Origin of the sequence: Acinetobacter sp. GWC1_38_13 (assembly GCF_001767535.1) — a bacterium.
Lineage (GTDB): Bacteria > Pseudomonadota > Gammaproteobacteria > Pseudomonadales > Moraxellaceae > Acinetobacter > Acinetobacter junii.
In genome coordinates this window covers 14,931-31,291 of sequence record NZ_MELG01000113.1, presented here as the reverse complement: position 1 = coordinate 31,291, position 16,361 = coordinate 14,931, and the positions used below count along the sequence as shown (strand labels likewise).

The window sequence follows — 16,361 nt, the reverse complement described above, 5'->3', positions numbered from 1 at the left end:
TTATTGTTTTGAGCAAACTCAGGCCAATATTTTGCAATTGGCTTATCATAGTCTAATAGACCTTCACTGACCAAGATATGTGCAAGAGTCGCTAGAATCCCTTTGCCCGTTGAATAACACATTGCTAAAGTATCAGCTTGCCAAGCTTCATTTTGTGATTTCTTACCAGTAAAAATATCAACAACTTTTTGACCTTGGAAATACACAACCAAAGCAGCTCCGCCTTCATGGCTTCGAGCATCTTGGAATCGGCTAAATTGAGTCGCTAAATCTTTGAATCGTTCATCAACAGTGCCATGGTAGTTTTCAGTATTGGCAAAAAGAAATTCTTTAATCAAAGCACACATCCTTATAATATTATTTTTAAGAAAATCTCTCCTGCGAACAGAAGAGATAGATCTCAATGAAAATTACATCTTAAATTGCTTTTACAGTCCCAGCGACATGAGGTTTTTTCGATTTCACATTACGAATCAAGAAATCAGTTTGCTTAGCATCTGTAGCAGTTAAAAATTCAACTGTAGATGGTAAGAACATAGGCAATTTAAACCATACATCAGCTTCATAAGCATCTGGAAGTTGAACGTTCGCCAAAGCTTTTGCTTTACTCCACATCCCGTGCGCAATGGCTTGTTTAAAACCAAATGCTTTTGCTGTAACAGCATGGATATGAATCAAGTTAAAATCGCCAGAAATCATCGCATAACGACGACCTGTATTCTCAGAGATATTCCATTCAGCTTGAGGTTGATATGAAGGCTCTTGAGCTTCTTTAGATTTTTCAGCAGCTTTTTTCTCAACCTTTTGACGAGATAAATAAGTCGTTAAGCTTTCCATCACCACTTCGCTACCTACTTTTGCAGTCGTGATAAAATCAAACTGCAAACCTTTATCGTGTGGTTTAAGCTCACCAAATTTGCAAGAAAGCGTAATTTGCTCATTCACACCGATTTTACGAGTTTGTTTAATTTGGTTACGGATATGAACCAAACCCAAAATTGCAAATGGAAATGCTTCACTGGTCATCATATGCATTTGTAAGCTTTGAGATAACACAGCTAAGTAAATTGCTGGCACGAAACCATCATTTTTGAAACCACAAATTTCGTTATAACTTTCTAAATGTTTCGTATCAATTTTAAGAGTATCAACCACGTATTCAACTTGTGGTAATACTTTTTCGCCTTTTGGCTTTTTAAAGATAAGACCTTGAATAACTTTTGGATAAGCTAAGTAAGGCTTTGGTAATTCACTAAAATGACGAGTATTCATAGTTGACCTTTTGATATTTTTCTATAAAAAAGGGATGCTATCGCACCCCTCTTCAAAACCCTAATGCTTAAGCACCTAGTAAGCTTTGACCACATACACGCACAACATTACCCGTTACGCCTGTTGAACCCGTTGAAGCAAACCATGCAATCGCTTCAGCTACATCGACTGGTTGACCACCTTGGTTCATTGAGTTCATACGACGACCCGCTTCACGAATCGCAAATGGAATCGCAGCTGTCATTTGAGTTTCAATGAAGCCTGGTGCTACAGCATTGATCGTAATACCGTTCTTCAAAGTTGGTGCAGTAAATTTAACCAAGCCAATTACACCTGCTTTAGAAACAGCATAGTTCGTTTGACCTAGGTTACCAGCGATACCACTGATAGATGATACACAAACGATACGACCATTTGCATTTAAACCATCATTAGATAGTAAGTAATCATTAACACGCTCGATAGCAGATAAGTTAATGTTAATCACTAAATCCCAAAGCTCAGGCTTCATATTCGCCAAAGTTTTGTCACGTGTAATACCAGCATTGTGAACAATCACGTCCAAACCGCCCTGCTTCGCAGCAGCAGTTTTGATTTTTTCACCTGCATCAGCAGCAGTAATATCGATTGCTAATACTGAACCACCAATAGAACCAGCAACACGCTCTAAGTCAGCTTGTTGTTGTGGAACATCTAAACAAATTACATGCGCGCCGTCACGTGCCAATACATTTGCAATCGCTTCACCGATACCACGGCTTGCACCAGTAACTAAAGCAGTTTTACCCGCTAAAGGTTTAGCCCAATCTAGGTCAACATTATCTGCTTTAGATACACGAATCACTTGACCAGAAACGTATGCTGAACGAGGAGAAATTAAGAAACGTAAAGTTGATTCAAGATTTGCTTCAGCGCCTTGATCAACATAAACCACTTGAGCAGTGATACCTTTTTTGAATTCTTTACCAACAGACTTGATAAAACCTTCAAGTGCACGTTGCGCAATTGCTTGTTTTACAGTCTTAGCTGTTTCAGGCGTTGTACCAATTACAATCACACGGCCAGAATTTGAGATTTGACGAGCGATTGGATTAAAGAAGTTGTACAACTCTTTTAATTGTTCTGAATTTTGGATACCAGAAGCATCGAATACAACTGCTTTAAATTTAGACTCTTTATCATCTGCATTTAAAGGGCGAAGATTTAAACCAACTTTTGCAGCTGTTTGTTGTAATTCAACATTATTACCTACATAGCTGTCTGCATGGATATTGCTAAGAATTTGAGCAATAGAAGCAGAAATCGTGCTTGAAGGTGCTGCGCCAAGCAATACTGCACCATTTACAACTGGTTGCGCACTTTCAAAACGGTCTAGAGCAGCTGGCGATGGCAAACCTAAATTTTTTACAACAAATTTACCCAAAGGAGATTGTGTAAATGCTTGGTATTGATCAGTCATGATTATTATCTCTCATACAAATGAATTTTTTTCAAACATTTATGACGTGTTGACCTTAGAACACAAAATCAATGTCTGATTGACTCGTAGCAAATCATACTTGAGTTCATGTTATGATGTCTTGACCTGAATGTGGTCTAAAGCGTCATTCTAGTCAATACAGCAGTATTTGAAATATGCTAATGTTATAGTGAGAATATCGCAATTATGCTTGGAAAAGCCTTATGAGCAAAACAACTCAAGAAAATCCAGCAGTCGAAAATTCTGCTCAAGAGAATGTGTCAAATACATCAAAAGCAACTTCTACTACACGTAAAGCTGCTAACACAACTCCTAAAGCAGCTAATACGACAACTAAAACGACTCGTACTCGTTCTACCAGTCGTAGTTCTAAAAGCACTGCTTCTTCTACATCTACTAAAGCAGCTTCAGCTAAAACAACCAAACCTTCTGTTCAACAGGATAAAACCATGAGCCAAAACACCGTTCGTCGTGTAGCCATTATCGGCGGTAACCGTATTCCTTTCGCTCGCTCTAACGGCGCATATTTCACAGCTTCAAACATCGATATGTTTACAGCTGCGTTAAACGGTTTGGTTGAGCGTTTCAACCTACAAGGCCAACGCTTAGGTGAAGTTGTTGCAGGTGCAGTATTAAAGCACAGCCGTGACTTCAACATGACACGTGAGTGTGTGTTAAATACTCAACTTGCTCCTGAAACTCCAGCTTGTGATCTTCAACAAGCTTGTGGTACTGGTTTGCAAGCAGCATTCCAAGTAGCAAACAAAATTGCTTTAGGTCAAATCGAAGTAGGTATCGCTGGTGGTGTTGATACAACATCTGACGCTCCAATCGCTTTCGGTGATGGTTTACGTAAAGCATTGCTTGAACTTAACATTGCTAAAACTGGTAAAGATCGTTTAAAAGCTTTATCTAAAATCAACGTTAAAGATCTTATGGATGCGCCTAAAAATGGTGAACCACGTACTGGTTTATCTATGGGTGATCACCAAGCAATTACTGCTCTTGAGTGGGGTATTGCTCGTGAAGATCAAGATGCTTTAGCTGCAGCTTCTCACCAAAAAATGGCAAAAGCATACGAAGAAGGTTTCTTCGATGACTTAATTACTCCATTCTTAGGTTTAAGCCGTGACAACAACTTACGTGCTGACTCTACTGCTGAGAAATTAGCAAAATTAAAACCAGTATTTGGTAAGGGCGAAGCTGCAACGATGACAGCGGGTAACTCTACTCCACTTACTGATGGTGCTTCATGTGTACTTTTAGCTTCTGAAGAATGGGCTAAAGCAAATGGTCACGAAGTTCTAGCTTACTTAACTTTCTCTGAAACAGCTGCAGTTGATTTCGTTGGTAAGAAAGAAGGCTTATTGATGGCGCCTGCTTATGCAGTTCCACGTATGCTTGAGCGTGCTGGTCTTAAACTTCAAGATTTCGACTACTATGAAATCCATGAAGCATTTGCATCACAAGTTCTTTCTACTTTGAAAGCCTGGGAAGATGAGAAATTCTGTAAAGAGCGTTTAGGTTTAGATGCACCTTTAGGTTCAATTGATCGTAGCAAGTTAAACGTTAAAGGTTCTTCTTTAGCTGCTGGTCACCCATTCGCTGCTACTGGTGGTCGTATCATCGCGACTGCTGCGAAAATCTTAAACCAAAAAGGTTCAGGTCGTATCTTAGTTTCGATCTGTGCTGCTGGTGGTCAAGGTGTAACTGCTATTATTGAAAAATAATTGCTAGATTACCCACAAAAAAGCTGAATCATCTGATTCAGCTTTTTTTTATACTACTATTCATAAGGACATATTGGCTTATCTTGATCTTTGAAATTTCACATAATAATCATTCAAAATTTTGATCATTTCTTTGAACTCTTTGAGATTTTCTTCTGTATTCCCCAAACGTTCTACAAAACGTTGCGAATGAATTTCTAAATCAATTTTTTCATTTATCTGTGGACTGATTTCAAACAACTTTGCCAAATCATCAAAGTGATCTAATTTTCGATTTGAAAAATACTCCAGACGAAAACCCAATTCATTCAGTTTTATACTCTTCAATATAGCACCATGCTCCTTATCAAAGGCTAAAGCATGCTCTTTCAAAAACAATTGTTCTGGTGTCTCTTTTGAGCTTTTGAATAAACTAGATAACTGACTAAACATTAGTTGATCACATCACAATATTAACTAAAGTATTTAAGCTGCAAAACAATCATGAGTGCAACAACCAAATGATAAAAAAAGCACCTTCTTGAAGGTGCTTTTTCAATATTTATTGTCCGTACTGTTTCTTTAGATACTCAACAATTTTAGCTGACTCAAACATTTTCACACCCGTGTTCGGATCAACCAAATATGGAACCTGAATATCACGCCCCATGATTTCAACAGTCTTTTCACGCTTACCATTTGGTAGTGGAATATATTTTCCTGGTTTTAAACGTAAAATCGCAGGACCCATATCTTGCCAACGCTCTTTCGGCACATTGTGCAACACATAAGGTAATTCTAATTCACATAATACTTCACGGACTAAACGCGTATACGGACTAGCCTCAAAACTCCATAGCTCTAAAAGCTGCGTTGGCGCTGGGCGATTAATAATTTTCTTATTAATCCAAACACCACGAGCTGCATTTGCAACAGTAGCCAAAGTCGATACATACGGCAATTTAGGATAATGACTATATTTTTTTGGAGTTTGTCCCGTTTTTCCATAATGCTTAAATAAATGATGAATAATGTCTTGTGATTCGTATAACTGATCACCTGTATTTTCATCAATTAAAAATGGAAACTGCTTTTTACCACCTTTTTGCTTTACGATTTGACGGTATTTTTCACCACCTTTCGGACATGGATAGATTTCAACATCCAAATTCAGAAGCGTAATAACTTCACGAACACGTCGGCAAAATGGTGAACCTTCAAATTCATATAGCTTGATTGGTTTTTCAGGCTGATTCGGAAATGGTGTTCCTGACACACCACGCCCACCTTCGATAAGTGTTGCAGCTACTGATTGTAAAACTTTAAACTGATGGCTTACCATTTTAAGCATACTGTTATCCTTTTAGCAGTCGACTAGTTTTTCTTTGGCAATCACAATTCCGTTATTATCTGCATAGATATAATCTCCAGAATTAATGGTCACACCACCAAAATACAATGTGATGTCTACTTCACCTATGCCCTTACGATTACTTTTTTGCGGTATTGCAGCCAATGCATGCACACCCAGGTCTAATTCCGCAATTGCATCGACATCACGTACACAACCGTAAATTACCACCCCATTCCAATGGTTTTTTACAGCCGAATCAGCAATTAAGTCCCCCATCAAAGCACAACGCATTGATGCACCCCCATCAACAACCAAGACTTTACCCGTACCATCGGTCGCTAAAAGTTCTTTAACACGAGAGTTATCTTCATAACATTTAACGGTAACGATCTGACCGCCAAACGTCTTACGTGCGCCGTAGCTCTTAAAAAATTTACCATCCATGCAAGGTGTTACAACTTGCAACTCTTTATCTGGATTATCATCTAATAAGTCACAGGTAACGAAAGGTACTGTTGTCACAAAAGTTCTCCTTTATTGGGTCTGCTGAATCGCTAAATTATCATATAGTTTAAATGCTGCTGTTTGTGTTTGAGCCGCAATCACCATAGTATGCGCCAATTGTTCTGCACTGATAGGCTTATATTTAAACGGCTTAGTCCACGTTTTTTCTACAAGCTTAAACAGTGTTTGCGCTGTATCTTCCAATAAACGAACTTCGCTGCGTTTTCCAATCAACAAAGAAGGCTGAAAGATCGATAACTTATAAATTGACAATTTTTTTAAATAATCTTCTAACTGACCTTTTACCTTATTGTAAAAAATCGGCGAATTAGCATTCGCTCCAAGCGCACTAACAATTAACAGATGAATGTTTTTATCTTGAATTAAATCTGCAAAATGCGCATTAATTTCATAATCAATTGCATAAAATTTATCTTTAGAACCAGCCTGTTTGATCGTACTCCCCAAACAGCTAAAAGCATGGGTAAAACCATTTACATCTTCGTCATTAAGTAATAAAAAATCTTCAAGAACGAACTGCGTCACTTTAGTATAAGCATCTAATTTATCAGTTTTTTTACGAACAACCACCGTGATTGATTCAAAGTCATCAGACGATTGTAATTGTTCAATCAAAGCCAAACCGACTAAACCTGTCGCACCAATAATAATTGCCTTCTTCGCACCTATTTTCATTTTTATTTCGCTCAAGTTATCACTTGGACTAATGTAACGTTTTCTTGCAAGATAATCACCTGTTAAATGTACTTAAAAGTATCACAAGGCTTGACTTCGGGGCTTAGTTTCCTCAAAATATGGCACTTGTTTACGGGCTGGTGAATGTTGCTAATATTTTATTGGTTTTAACTTCAGCCCGCCCAGACCAACTTATTTTCAAGGAGTGCACGAGTGGCAAACTCTGCTCAAGCTAAAAAACGTGCTCGTCAAAACGTTAAAGCACGTAAACACAACGCAAGCTTGCGTTCTATGGTTCGTACTTACATCAAACGTACTGTAAATGCGATCGCTGCTGGTGATTATGCTGTAGCTTCTGAAGCTTACAAAACAGCTGTACCTGTAATCGACCGTATGGCTGACAAAGGCATCATCCACAAAAATAAAGCTGCTCGTCACAAGAGCCGCTTAAACGCTCAAATTAAAGCATTAGCTAACTAATTTGTTGCACATAAAAAAGCCCGATTTTCGGGCTTTTTTTATTGTCTCTTGATTTTCAAATTTTATCAAAACAGAAAGAGGCAGATCTACCACCCCTTTCTTTTGTATAAGCTATTCGTTTAATCCAAATACTTTTGTCGTTAATGCTAAATTCTTAGCCGTTAGACCTGAAAGAATCAAACTATTATTAGCAGTTGGAATCGTCCATTTCTGGTTAGCTCCTCCTGTACAACGATAACGAATTAAACGTGCGCGATTATTCGTCAGATAGCCACCTTCCAAATCGAAGCATTGATTAGCCTGCTTAATCGCTTGAGCACTCATATCAGTAGTCCAAACTTGATTAGCTTGGTTGTTACTGCAAGGCTGTAAATTAATTACATTACCCGAAGTAGTTGCTAAGCATTGATCTATATATTTTTTGCTGTGAATTTTTCCTAATGCATCGTAAACCCATTTTTCTGAGTCATCGCCTATACAACCAGAAGCACCACTAATAAATGCATTGAATTGACCATTTTCAAGTTTTTCAGCTTTTAAACAATTTGTTCGATTCATTAAACTCATCGCAGAGCCTAAAATAAAATCACTTTTCAGTTCTAGCTTATCTAGAAAAGCATGAAAAGCGTTAACTGCATCAGAATTTAGATTCACTAAATCAGAGCGATATACATTCATCCAGCGATTCAAACGATACAGCGTGTTTTGCTGTTGGGTATAACGATTCATTTCGTTCTGCGCTGCAATCGAAAGCTGATCTTTGAATTTTTGATATGAATCGAACAACAATTTATTATCAGCTGACAAATTCACCACGGGTCTTGTAGCATTTTCCAAAAGAGCTTGCTCAAGTACTGGAAGTTCAATTTGTTTTAATGCTGAATACCCAACATTTTTACCAATTTCTGCATAAGGTGAAATTTGTACATTGTTTGCTGGAATCATTATTGTTGAAAGTAAAACCGCTTTTTGATTGGCTTTTCTACAATACAAATTTACTTGCTGTGGTGATTCACTTTGAGCCACATTGATATGGAACTTATTGGCATTACTATTCGTATTCATACGTTGAGGTGCTAGAGCAATATTTTGCTCATTTGAAGCAAATCGAATATTTAACCAACAACTTGCCGTAGAATCATTTGGATTGATTTGAGGCAAGTTAAACACATTACCCCAATTCCCTCTTGCTGCTGGATAAATTAAACCCACTTGATTCACAGGATCATATCCACCCAGAATCGTATAAACAGGAACACCGAATAATCTTGGCTTTAAGTAATTCCCATCAACTGTGTTGTACCAAACATTTCCAGAGTTCGGCACTTTGGGCTGTGCAACTTCCATAGCTCGTGTTGTAGCATTCCACTTTTTATAACCAGTTGGTGAGTTTTTATCCCACACATAACGATCAAAAGCAGGTTGAATCTTGAGATACGTGCTATAGCCTGTGTAATGTGTATATTTCGAAATCGAACTCGCAGTCGAACCGCCAGACATCGCATCCCAACCATAAGCATACTTATTTAAAAAGTTTGGAACGCCATTACTACCATCTCCAAGATTTGTCGATGTCCAATTGAGATTACCACGCATTTTATTTCTAAAGGCGATATATCCCCAGCCACTATCTGCATGATGTGCAGCCCAAAACATATTATTATCCACGGAACCAGGATAATGCCCCAAACCATAGTGATGTCCAATCTCATGACTAAACTCATTACCTACAGAGTCAATCAGTGTTAGCATTCCATTACCACCACTCAAACCATGCGTGACATCACCATTACTGTATTTACCGCGAGCATGATGTGTAACTACACTTTGTGTCAGTTGAGGCTGTTCTTGACTCGCCATAGAGGCACTGGTAATTCCCCAATTTGCTAGATTAATACCTACCCCAAAGGTTGACTTTGCCGTGTTTTCTCGCATATCACCACTATAGACATCACCAGTCGTTACACTGGCAGCATCATAAATTACCCCACTAGCAACCATGACTTTATCGAGTTTTAAATCGTCATATTTGGTGACAATCATTCGAGCAGCTGGAATAGTCTGAAAATAATCTGTTCCTGCTTTTGCTGATTCTAACAGCATATAGTGACCGTTAGACTGAGGTGGATCGGTAAGTAATCCCAAACGAATATTTTGCACAACTAACTCACCTGGAGCGGCAAAATCAATATCTATCTCTGCTAAGTCACCACTACGATTAGTTAAGGGATCAATAATTCGAATATGCAAACCAGCTTTAACTTCATTCCAATTCAAAGCAGTGCTCCAAGCACGTTTTGAATAGTTCACCTGTGGTCGTCCATCATTATTTGATTGATCAGATGCAGCCAAACGAGACGGATCATCTAAATCTACCGTTCTCAGCAATTGATTGCCCTGATAAATTTCAGCTTTTAAAGATTAAATATTCCCCATCTCGATTAATGATGTCACCAATAAAAGAGCCTCTTTCTCAGAGGTTAAACGAGGCATGTAATCTTTTTCATTATTTTTTGGATTAACCACATGACTTTGAGCAAATTGAATCATAGCTGAAAAAGCTTCCATTCAAATCATTCCTCAAAGTACGAACTAAACCTAATTTATCGTAATCATAAAAACCAAGAACCGTATCATCGATAACATCTTTTGTTGGCTCAGGGTATTTTTCAGAAAAAGATGGATGAGAATCACCCGCACTTCCTGACCCCATATTACTTTCTGTTGATGAAATACCACCACTTCCGCCGCCACAAGCACTCGCCGCCACAAGCACTTAACATTGCTGCAAGAACAGATAATGACAAATATTTAAGTTTTAAATACATCACATTTCCCCCAATAAACCGTAATAAATTATCAATAAAGATAAGTTTATGATTATTAGTTAATATTAATAAAATCATGCATTTAAAAATAATATCATCTTTACTAAAAGATAAAAAATATGAATTTAGAATATCTTAAAATATCTAAAAGATTTAGTTATCGTGATCTGGTCAGCTCTAAGGGTTAGTTATTTTTCTTTAAAATCTTTAATTAATAATTCTTGTTTTTGACCACGCCAAATCCATTTTAACTTGCTATTTGCAAAATCCTCACCCTCAAACCAAACAAATAATCCCTCCATCATATCTGGCCAGTCTGATTGTTGAATTTCTGTTTGACCTGAAATGACAGCTACAATTGCAGCCAAAATAGTGTCATGACTAACAGCAATACTTAAACCATTTTGATGTGTTGGATGTGTGTGATAAAGCAACTCAAGTACATCAAATACACCTGTAATAGGGTGTTTCATGCCAGGCAAAGCATTATTCACAAAACTGTTGATAAACCCCAATGCACCTTGTTTACGAAAATATGGTGCAGCTTGTTGAATGTCTAATACAAAACTACCTGGCTCAACCAATAATCGCTGTTCAACAATCTCTATCGTATGAGTGTTTTCACCCTTACGTAACTGATCAGCACCTTCAATCATTAAGGCTGCAGTATCAACACATCGTTGGATAGGACTAGAAATACAGTGATGTATGGCTCGATCTGTATTTTGTATGAGATATTGCCCCCAAGCATATGCAAGCTCTCGCCCTTGCTCAGTCAACTGCAAATCATAACCAGCAAATCCCTGCCCATTGACAAGTTCTCGCAATGAATGACGTGTAAATAAGGTGACTGGAATTGAAGTGTCTGGCAATAAATCCACAGCTTCAAACATACTTTTAGGCAATAAATGTAGCGCCATAATATTTATGTAATATAAAAATTTAACTCACTATAACATGGGTAATATAACTCTCAATCTAAAATCCCAGAATGCTTTAATGCTTCATATGCAATTTTTTTGCAGTACTGATCTTTAAATGCGATAAAGCCACCATTAAGAACAGTTTCTCGCTGATTATACAAAAATGGCTTAGCTTCTAGAGTCAGTAGACCACCGCCAATACTTTCTAATAATGATTGACCTGAACTCGTATCCCATTCCGATGTTGGATGAAACCGTGGATAAATATCTATATCACCTTCAAGCATCATACAAAACTTATAAGCACTACCAGCTTCACGTCGCTCAACAGCACGATGCTTGAGTAATGGTTGAATAAAATTTTGATATTTAGGATTTTTACTGTTGTGACTTAATCCAATTTGGAGAGGCGTATTTAAGTCATGTTCTTCTATTTTGTATTGAAACCATTCATTACGGCTAAAACTGTATTTATAAGGAAGTTGATTGCGATAACCGATATACATGACCTGTTCACAAGGCACTGCAATAATCGCAAAAGTTGTCTGATGGTCTTCGATCAAACTTAAATTAGTCGTAAATTCATCACGCTCATGTATAAACTCTTTCGTTCCATCTAGTGGATCAAGCATCCAACATTTTTTCCATGACTTACGCTCAGAATAATCACTCTCTTCAGATAAGACAGGTAATTGCGGTGTTATCGTTGCCAAATGCTTGAGTAGAAAATGATTTACCTTTAGATCAGCTTGAGTCACAGGAGAATCATCACTTTTTTCCTGAATATTAAACTCGCAACCAGCACAATAACTTTGGTATTCTTCCAACAATATTTGACTAGCCTGCGCCATAATTGGAACAAGTTGCATAATCAAGTCATCTTGTGGAGCGAGCGTTTTTATAAACATAGACCAACCTTATGTCATATTCAGATTTACAGCAAAAGCCTATTGCCATGTTCGACATGGATGGCACATTACTCGATTTAGCCTTTGATGATTTTATTTGGAATGAGTGTCTACCTGAACGCCATGCTCAAGTACATCAATGCACTCTAGAACAGAGTAAACAGACACTATTTCAATTTTACCAACAACATAAGCATACACTATCTTGGTATTCTTCTGCTTACTGGACTACAAAAGTTGGAGTCGATGTTTTGCAACTCCAATACGAGCATCGAAATAAAATCAAAGCGCGTTCCGGTTGCTTTGAATTATTAGAACAACTCAAACAAAAGGGCTATCGTTGTTGGTTACTTACTAACGCGGATAAAGCAGGATTACAGCTAAAACTTGAAAATGTTGCACTGAGCCCTTACTTTGAACTTATGATTAGTAGTGAAGAATTAGGATACGCAAAAGAAGATGTTTCTTTTTGGCGTGAACTTCAGCAACTGCATCCATTTGATCCAACGAAAGCAATTTTTATTGATGATACAGTTGCCGTATTGAAAGGCGCAGAAAGTTTTGGAATTTCAAAACTATTTAGCATAGTACAACCATCAAGTAGCAAAGCTGCAAGGAATTCCAATGAACTTCCTTACCCCGCACTTGATGAACTCACTGATTTATTTGATTGTCTAGAAACCCATTTACAGGTAACAGATGCCAAAACAGCATGAACCAGAAAGCATGGAAGCCATGCGAATTGATAAATGGCTTTGGGCTGCTCGTTTCTTCAAAACACGCTCCATCGCAAAAGCAGCCATTGAAGGTGGTAAAGTTCATCACAATAATGAACGCGTCAAAGTATCCAAAGATGTTCGGGTTGGAATGGAACTGACCATTCAACAAGGATTTGACAAGAAAACTGTCATCGTCAAAGCCCTATCGTCTATACGTGGCGGTGCTCCTATGGCTCAGTTACTCTATGAAGAAACAACTGAAAGTATTGAGCGTAGAGAGTTGCATGCATCGCAACGAAAATTGCATAATCTAGCCCGACCTGATCATCGACCAAGCAAAAAAGATCGTCGTGATATCAATCGTTTTAAACAAGAAAATGTTCAATCATGGTCTTATCATGATGAGTAATTTTTTCTAATTTAAGGTGCGTCATCTTGTGTCGTATTGACGCAGGTCAGATGTAGAATAAACAACTAGAATCTGCCACTATACTCAAGTCCCAACAAGTTGAGATTCAATACATCCACTTGGGTTAGTCGTTAAGAATATAAAGTTTTGAGGTTTTGAGATGGATGATAATAAAAGTAAAGCGTTACAAGCTGCGTTAAGCCAGATTGAAAAACAATTTGGCAAAAACACTGTGATGCGCTTAGGTGACAATACTGTACAAGCAGTTGAAGCTGTATCTACAGGGTCATTAACACTAGATATCGCTTTAGGTATTGGTGGATTACCGAAAGGTCGTATTATTGAGATTTATGGTCCTGAATCATCTGGTAAAACAACAATGACATTGCAAGCAATTGCTCAATGTCAAAAAAATGGTGGTACTTGTGCATTCATCGATGCTGAACATGCGCTTGACCCACAATATGCACGCAAATTAGGCGTTGATATTGACAACCTACTAGTCTCTCAACCCGACAATGGTGAACAAGCGCTTGAAATCGCAGATATGCTCGTTCGTTCAGGTGCAATTGATTTAATCGTTGTCGACTCAGTTGCAGCATTAACACCAAAAGCTGAAATTGAAGGCGAAATGGGTGACTCTCATATGGGCTTACAAGCTCGTTTGATGAGCCAAGCATTACGTAAAATCACTGGTAACGCAAAACGCTCTAACTGTATGGTGATCTTCATCAACCAAATTCGTATGAAAATTGGTGTGATGTTTGGTAGTCCAGAAACAACCACAGGTGGTAATGCACTTAAATTCTATGCGTCAGTGCGCTTAGATATCCGTCGTATTGGACAAGTTAAAGAAGGCGATGAAATCGTTGGTTCTGAAACTAAAGTCAAAGTTGTAAAAAACAAAATGGCACCTCCTTTCCGCGAAGCAGTATTCCAAATCATGTACGGTAAAGGAACTAATCAACTAGGTGAATTAGTTGACCTCGCCGTACAACAAGATATTGTTCAAAAAGCGGGTGCATGGTACTCATACCAAGGCAACAAAATCGGACAAGGTAAAAACAACGTAATTCGTTATTTTGAAGAGAATTCGAAAATCGCTGCTGAAATTGAGAAGGTTGTTCGCGAGCAATTACTCACTAAAAACAATCCTGAAGCAGCCCCTACAGAAGATGTAGAAGAACCAGATTTTTTAGAAAGTTAAACTGAAACGCCCTTCGGGGCGTTTTTCTTTCATGAGGATATAAAACTTGTTTAATTATGAGAAAACAGAGAAACCTAAAACACTCACAGGTCAAAGACTTCGTTCTTATGCATTTGCACTCCTGACTCGTCGCGATTATTCGCAAGCTGAACTTATAGCAAAACTAAATCTATATGCGATTAATCCTGATGAAGTTGCAAAACTCGTCGAAGAGCTAGCAGTAAATAACTATCAAAGCGATCAACGTGTTGCTGAGCAAACCTTAGCAAGTCAAATACGCAAAGGGAAAGGTCTACAACGCATAAAACAAGCTTTGAAAGCAAAACAATTAGATGAAGAGCTTATTACAGAAGAGTTAAAAGAAGTTGATTGGTTAGAACAAGCATATCAACTAAAGGTCAAAAAATTTGGTACTGAGGTTTCAAAAGATCAAAAGATCAAGGCAAAACAAATTCGATTTTTGCAGTATAGAGGGTTTGATATGAGTGTAATTATGAAAGCGATTGCTCGAACGAGCGATGAAGAATAATTGGTGGCAACCCTACCAGCAAGACTCCGGCACATCATAGATCTACTACCGTTGCTACCTTCCGGTCCTGGCGGGGTTCATAGAGTACAATTGCGAAGCTACCAGCAGGGCTACCATTGCCTGACAAAGTATAGAGATTTTTATTGGAGTTGCAAGGCTTGTCTCCATTTTTAATTCAGTTTTTGATTCAACTGCTTAAATCAACACCAACTATGTTTTTTGGCTCGTTGAGAACATTATAATTTGTTTAATGTTTATACAAAACAAAACGTATTTTCTCCAAAAGTGCTTGAAGATTGTAAACACGTATTGCATTTAAATGTGTTGCTGTTTTAATGGCTAAATCTAAAAATGTTTGTTTGGTGTGTCTCAAGTAAAAAACAAAGCTTATTCACCCCACAGCTTTATTTTCAACTTTATGGATGAATTTTCATGCTAAAAAAGCATTCTGCAATTTTTATTGCACTACTTAGCAGTACACATTTGTATGCAAATATTCCTATTGAATCTCGTGCGTTAAGCCAACAATTTAATGACAACACAACTTCAGCACCCGTAAGCACAAATCTAAACTGGGATTTGATTCAGAAAAATCAGAAGCTCGAAGAAGAAGTTCGTAGATTACGTGGTCAATTGGAAGAGCATGAAAACTCTATTGAACTATTAAAGAAAGAATTAGCTAATCGATATACAGACTTAGATCAACGCTTAGAACTTTTATCACAAAAAATTGATCCACCTGAAGAAACAACGGAAGCTACAACAGAGTCAACAGCAGAAGCTGCAGCAGCACCAAAATCAGAACCTCCTTCTCCAGCCAATACAATACAACCAGACTCCCCTAAAAACACCACTAATTCAACATCTACACCTGTGGTACAGGCAACACAAAATACTGCAACCACGAATACAACAAACGCTCAAATCGAATTAGAAAAAGCTGCATATACCGTTGCTTTAGATGCTTACAAACAAGGTGGAGCAAAAAAAGCGATCCAACCGATGCAAAACTTTATTAAAAATCATCCGAATGGTATTTATGTTGGAAATGCATATTTTTGGTTAGCTGAATTTTATCTAGCTGTAGAGCCTGTTGACTATAAAGCTGCAAAACAGAATTACAATATCGTGGCTACACGTTATCCAAACTCTGCTAAAGCACCAAGAGCGATTTACCAACTGTATAGCATTGCTAAAGAAGTGGACAAAAATACAGCTCTAGCCAATCAGTATAAAAACAAGCTGATAAGCCAATACCCACAAACAGAAGAAGCAAAATTTATTCAGAAGAAGTAATTTAAAACTTTTACCTATAAAAAAACCAGTTCATTTGAACTGGTTTT

15 protein-coding genes, 1 other RNA gene and 3 pseudogenes are annotated in these 16,361 nt (G+C 37.8%); 8 read left to right on the top strand and 11 right to left on the bottom strand.

Annotation, left to right across the window (positions count from 1 at the left end):
* The 3 genes from A2003_RS12445 to A2003_RS12435 all read right to left on the bottom strand — a co-directional run.
* Positions 1 to 338, bottom strand: a 338-nt coding sequence (locus A2003_RS12445; RefSeq protein ID WP_286687442.1) for a serine hydrolase domain-containing protein, incomplete at its 3' end; no start/stop codon positions are given.
* 79 nt (positions 339 to 417) lie between these two features.
* On the bottom strand, positions 418 to 1,272 hold the full coding sequence (locus tag A2003_RS12440; protein WP_004962709.1) for a MaoC family dehydratase: 855 nt from the start codon (positions 1,270 to 1,272) through the stop codon (positions 418 to 420).
* 67 nt (positions 1,273 to 1,339) lie between these two features.
* Complete coding sequence (locus A2003_RS12435) at positions 1,340 to 2,731, bottom strand: 3-oxoacyl-ACP reductase (protein ID WP_004911977.1); 1,392 nt, start codon at positions 2,729 to 2,731, stop codon at positions 1,340 to 1,342.
* A gap of 224 nt (positions 2,732 to 2,955) precedes the next feature.
* On the opposite strand from A2003_RS12435, the gene A2003_RS12430 reads away from it, so the two are divergent.
* Positions 2,956 to 4,482 (top strand): acetyl-CoA C-acetyltransferase, encoded by a 1,527-nt coding sequence (locus A2003_RS12430; protein WP_004954925.1) that lies wholly within the window; start codon positions 2,956 to 2,958, stop codon positions 4,480 to 4,482.
* Positions 4,483 to 4,560: 78 nt separating this feature from the next.
* Here the strand turns inward: A2003_RS12430 and A2003_RS12425 are convergent, their stop codons facing one another.
* The 4 genes from A2003_RS12425 to A2003_RS12410 form a co-directional block, all read right to left on the bottom strand.
* A complete protein-coding gene (locus A2003_RS12425) occupies positions 4,561 to 4,914 on the bottom strand; it encodes a hypothetical protein (protein WP_151738656.1) in 354 nt (117 codons plus the stop codon).
* Between the two features lie 109 nt (positions 4,915 to 5,023).
* Positions 5,024 to 5,812: a glutathione S-transferase N-terminal domain-containing protein gene (locus A2003_RS12420; protein WP_270910445.1), complete on the bottom strand. Its 789-nt coding sequence runs from the start codon at positions 5,810 to 5,812 to the stop codon at positions 5,024 to 5,026.
* A 12-nt stretch (positions 5,813 to 5,824) separates the two neighbouring features.
* Entirely contained in the window at positions 5,825 to 6,337 is a 513-nt protein-coding gene (gene rraA / locus A2003_RS12415; RefSeq protein WP_004911989.1) for a ribonuclease E activity regulator RraA, read from the bottom strand.
* Positions 6,338 to 6,349: 12 nt separating this feature from the next.
* Positions 6,350 to 7,015: a Rossmann-fold NAD(P)-binding domain-containing protein gene (locus A2003_RS12410; protein ID WP_004911991.1), complete on the bottom strand. Its 666-nt coding sequence runs from the start codon at positions 7,013 to 7,015 to the stop codon at positions 6,350 to 6,352.
* 213 nt (positions 7,016 to 7,228) lie between these two features.
* On the opposite strand from A2003_RS12410, the gene rpsT reads away from it, so the two are divergent.
* Complete coding sequence (gene rpsT / locus A2003_RS12405; protein WP_004639414.1) at positions 7,229 to 7,495, top strand: 30S ribosomal protein S20; 267 nt, start codon at positions 7,229 to 7,231, stop codon at positions 7,493 to 7,495.
* Positions 7,496 to 7,606: 111 nt separating this feature from the next.
* Here the strand turns inward: rpsT and A2003_RS12400 are convergent.
* From A2003_RS12400 to A2003_RS12390, 3 genes and pseudogenes are all read right to left on the bottom strand, one after another.
* Positions 7,607 to 10,323 (bottom strand): annotated as a pseudogene (locus tag A2003_RS12400) (M66 family metalloprotease).
* 188 nt (positions 10,324 to 10,511) lie between these two features.
* Positions 10,512 to 11,243 carry a histidine phosphatase family protein gene (locus A2003_RS12395; protein WP_233738987.1) on the bottom strand — a complete coding sequence of 244 codons (732 nt, stop codon included), beginning with the start codon at positions 11,241 to 11,243 and terminating at the stop codon, positions 10,512 to 10,514.
* Between the two features lie 53 nt (positions 11,244 to 11,296).
* Complete coding sequence (locus A2003_RS12390; protein ID WP_005402407.1) at positions 11,297 to 12,154, bottom strand: 3'(2'),5'-bisphosphate nucleotidase CysQ family protein; 858 nt, start codon at positions 12,152 to 12,154, stop codon at positions 11,297 to 11,299.
* Between the two features lie 11 nt (positions 12,155 to 12,165).
* On the opposite strand from A2003_RS12390, the gene A2003_RS12385 reads away from it, so the two are divergent.
* The 4 genes from A2003_RS12385 (at position 12,166) to A2003_RS12370 (ending at position 15,018) form a co-directional block, all read left to right on the top strand.
* Positions 12,166 to 12,870 (top strand): HAD-IA family hydrolase, encoded by a 705-nt coding sequence (locus A2003_RS12385; protein WP_005402406.1) that lies wholly within the window; start codon positions 12,166 to 12,168, stop codon positions 12,868 to 12,870.
* Entirely contained in the window at positions 12,854 to 13,282 is a 429-nt protein-coding gene (locus tag A2003_RS12380; RefSeq protein WP_004912009.1) for an RNA-binding S4 domain-containing protein, read from the top strand. The genes A2003_RS12385 and A2003_RS12380 overlap by 17 nt, the downstream gene beginning before the upstream one ends.
* Before the next feature lie 160 nt (positions 13,283 to 13,442).
* The gene (gene recA / locus A2003_RS12375) at positions 13,443 to 14,489 is read left to right on the top strand and encodes a recombinase RecA (RefSeq protein WP_004912011.1); all 1,047 of its coding nucleotides are present in this window, start codon (positions 13,443 to 13,445) and stop codon (positions 14,487 to 14,489) included.
* A 46-nt stretch (positions 14,490 to 14,535) separates the two neighbouring features.
* Complete coding sequence (locus A2003_RS12370) at positions 14,536 to 15,018, top strand: regulatory protein RecX (protein WP_005402405.1); 483 nt, start codon at positions 14,536 to 14,538, stop codon at positions 15,016 to 15,018.
* A 10-nt stretch (positions 15,019 to 15,028) separates the two neighbouring features.
* On the opposite strand, the gene ffs is transcribed toward A2003_RS12370, so the two are convergent.
* Positions 15,029 to 15,125: signal recognition particle sRNA small type (gene ffs / locus A2003_RS12365), an RNA gene on the bottom strand.
* 325 nt (positions 15,126 to 15,450) lie between these two features.
* On the opposite strand from ffs, the pseudogene A2003_RS15090 reads away from it, so the two are divergent.
* Both A2003_RS15090 and A2003_RS15085 read left to right on the top strand, forming a co-directional pair.
* Positions 15,451 to 15,775, top strand: a pseudogene (locus A2003_RS15090) (YbgF trimerization domain-containing protein); the annotation flags it as partial.
* Positions 15,776 to 15,894: 119 nt separating this feature from the next.
* A pseudogene (locus A2003_RS15085) lies at positions 15,895 to 16,314 on the top strand (tetratricopeptide repeat protein); the annotation flags it as partial.
* Positions 16,315 to 16,361 lie beyond the last annotated feature (47 nt).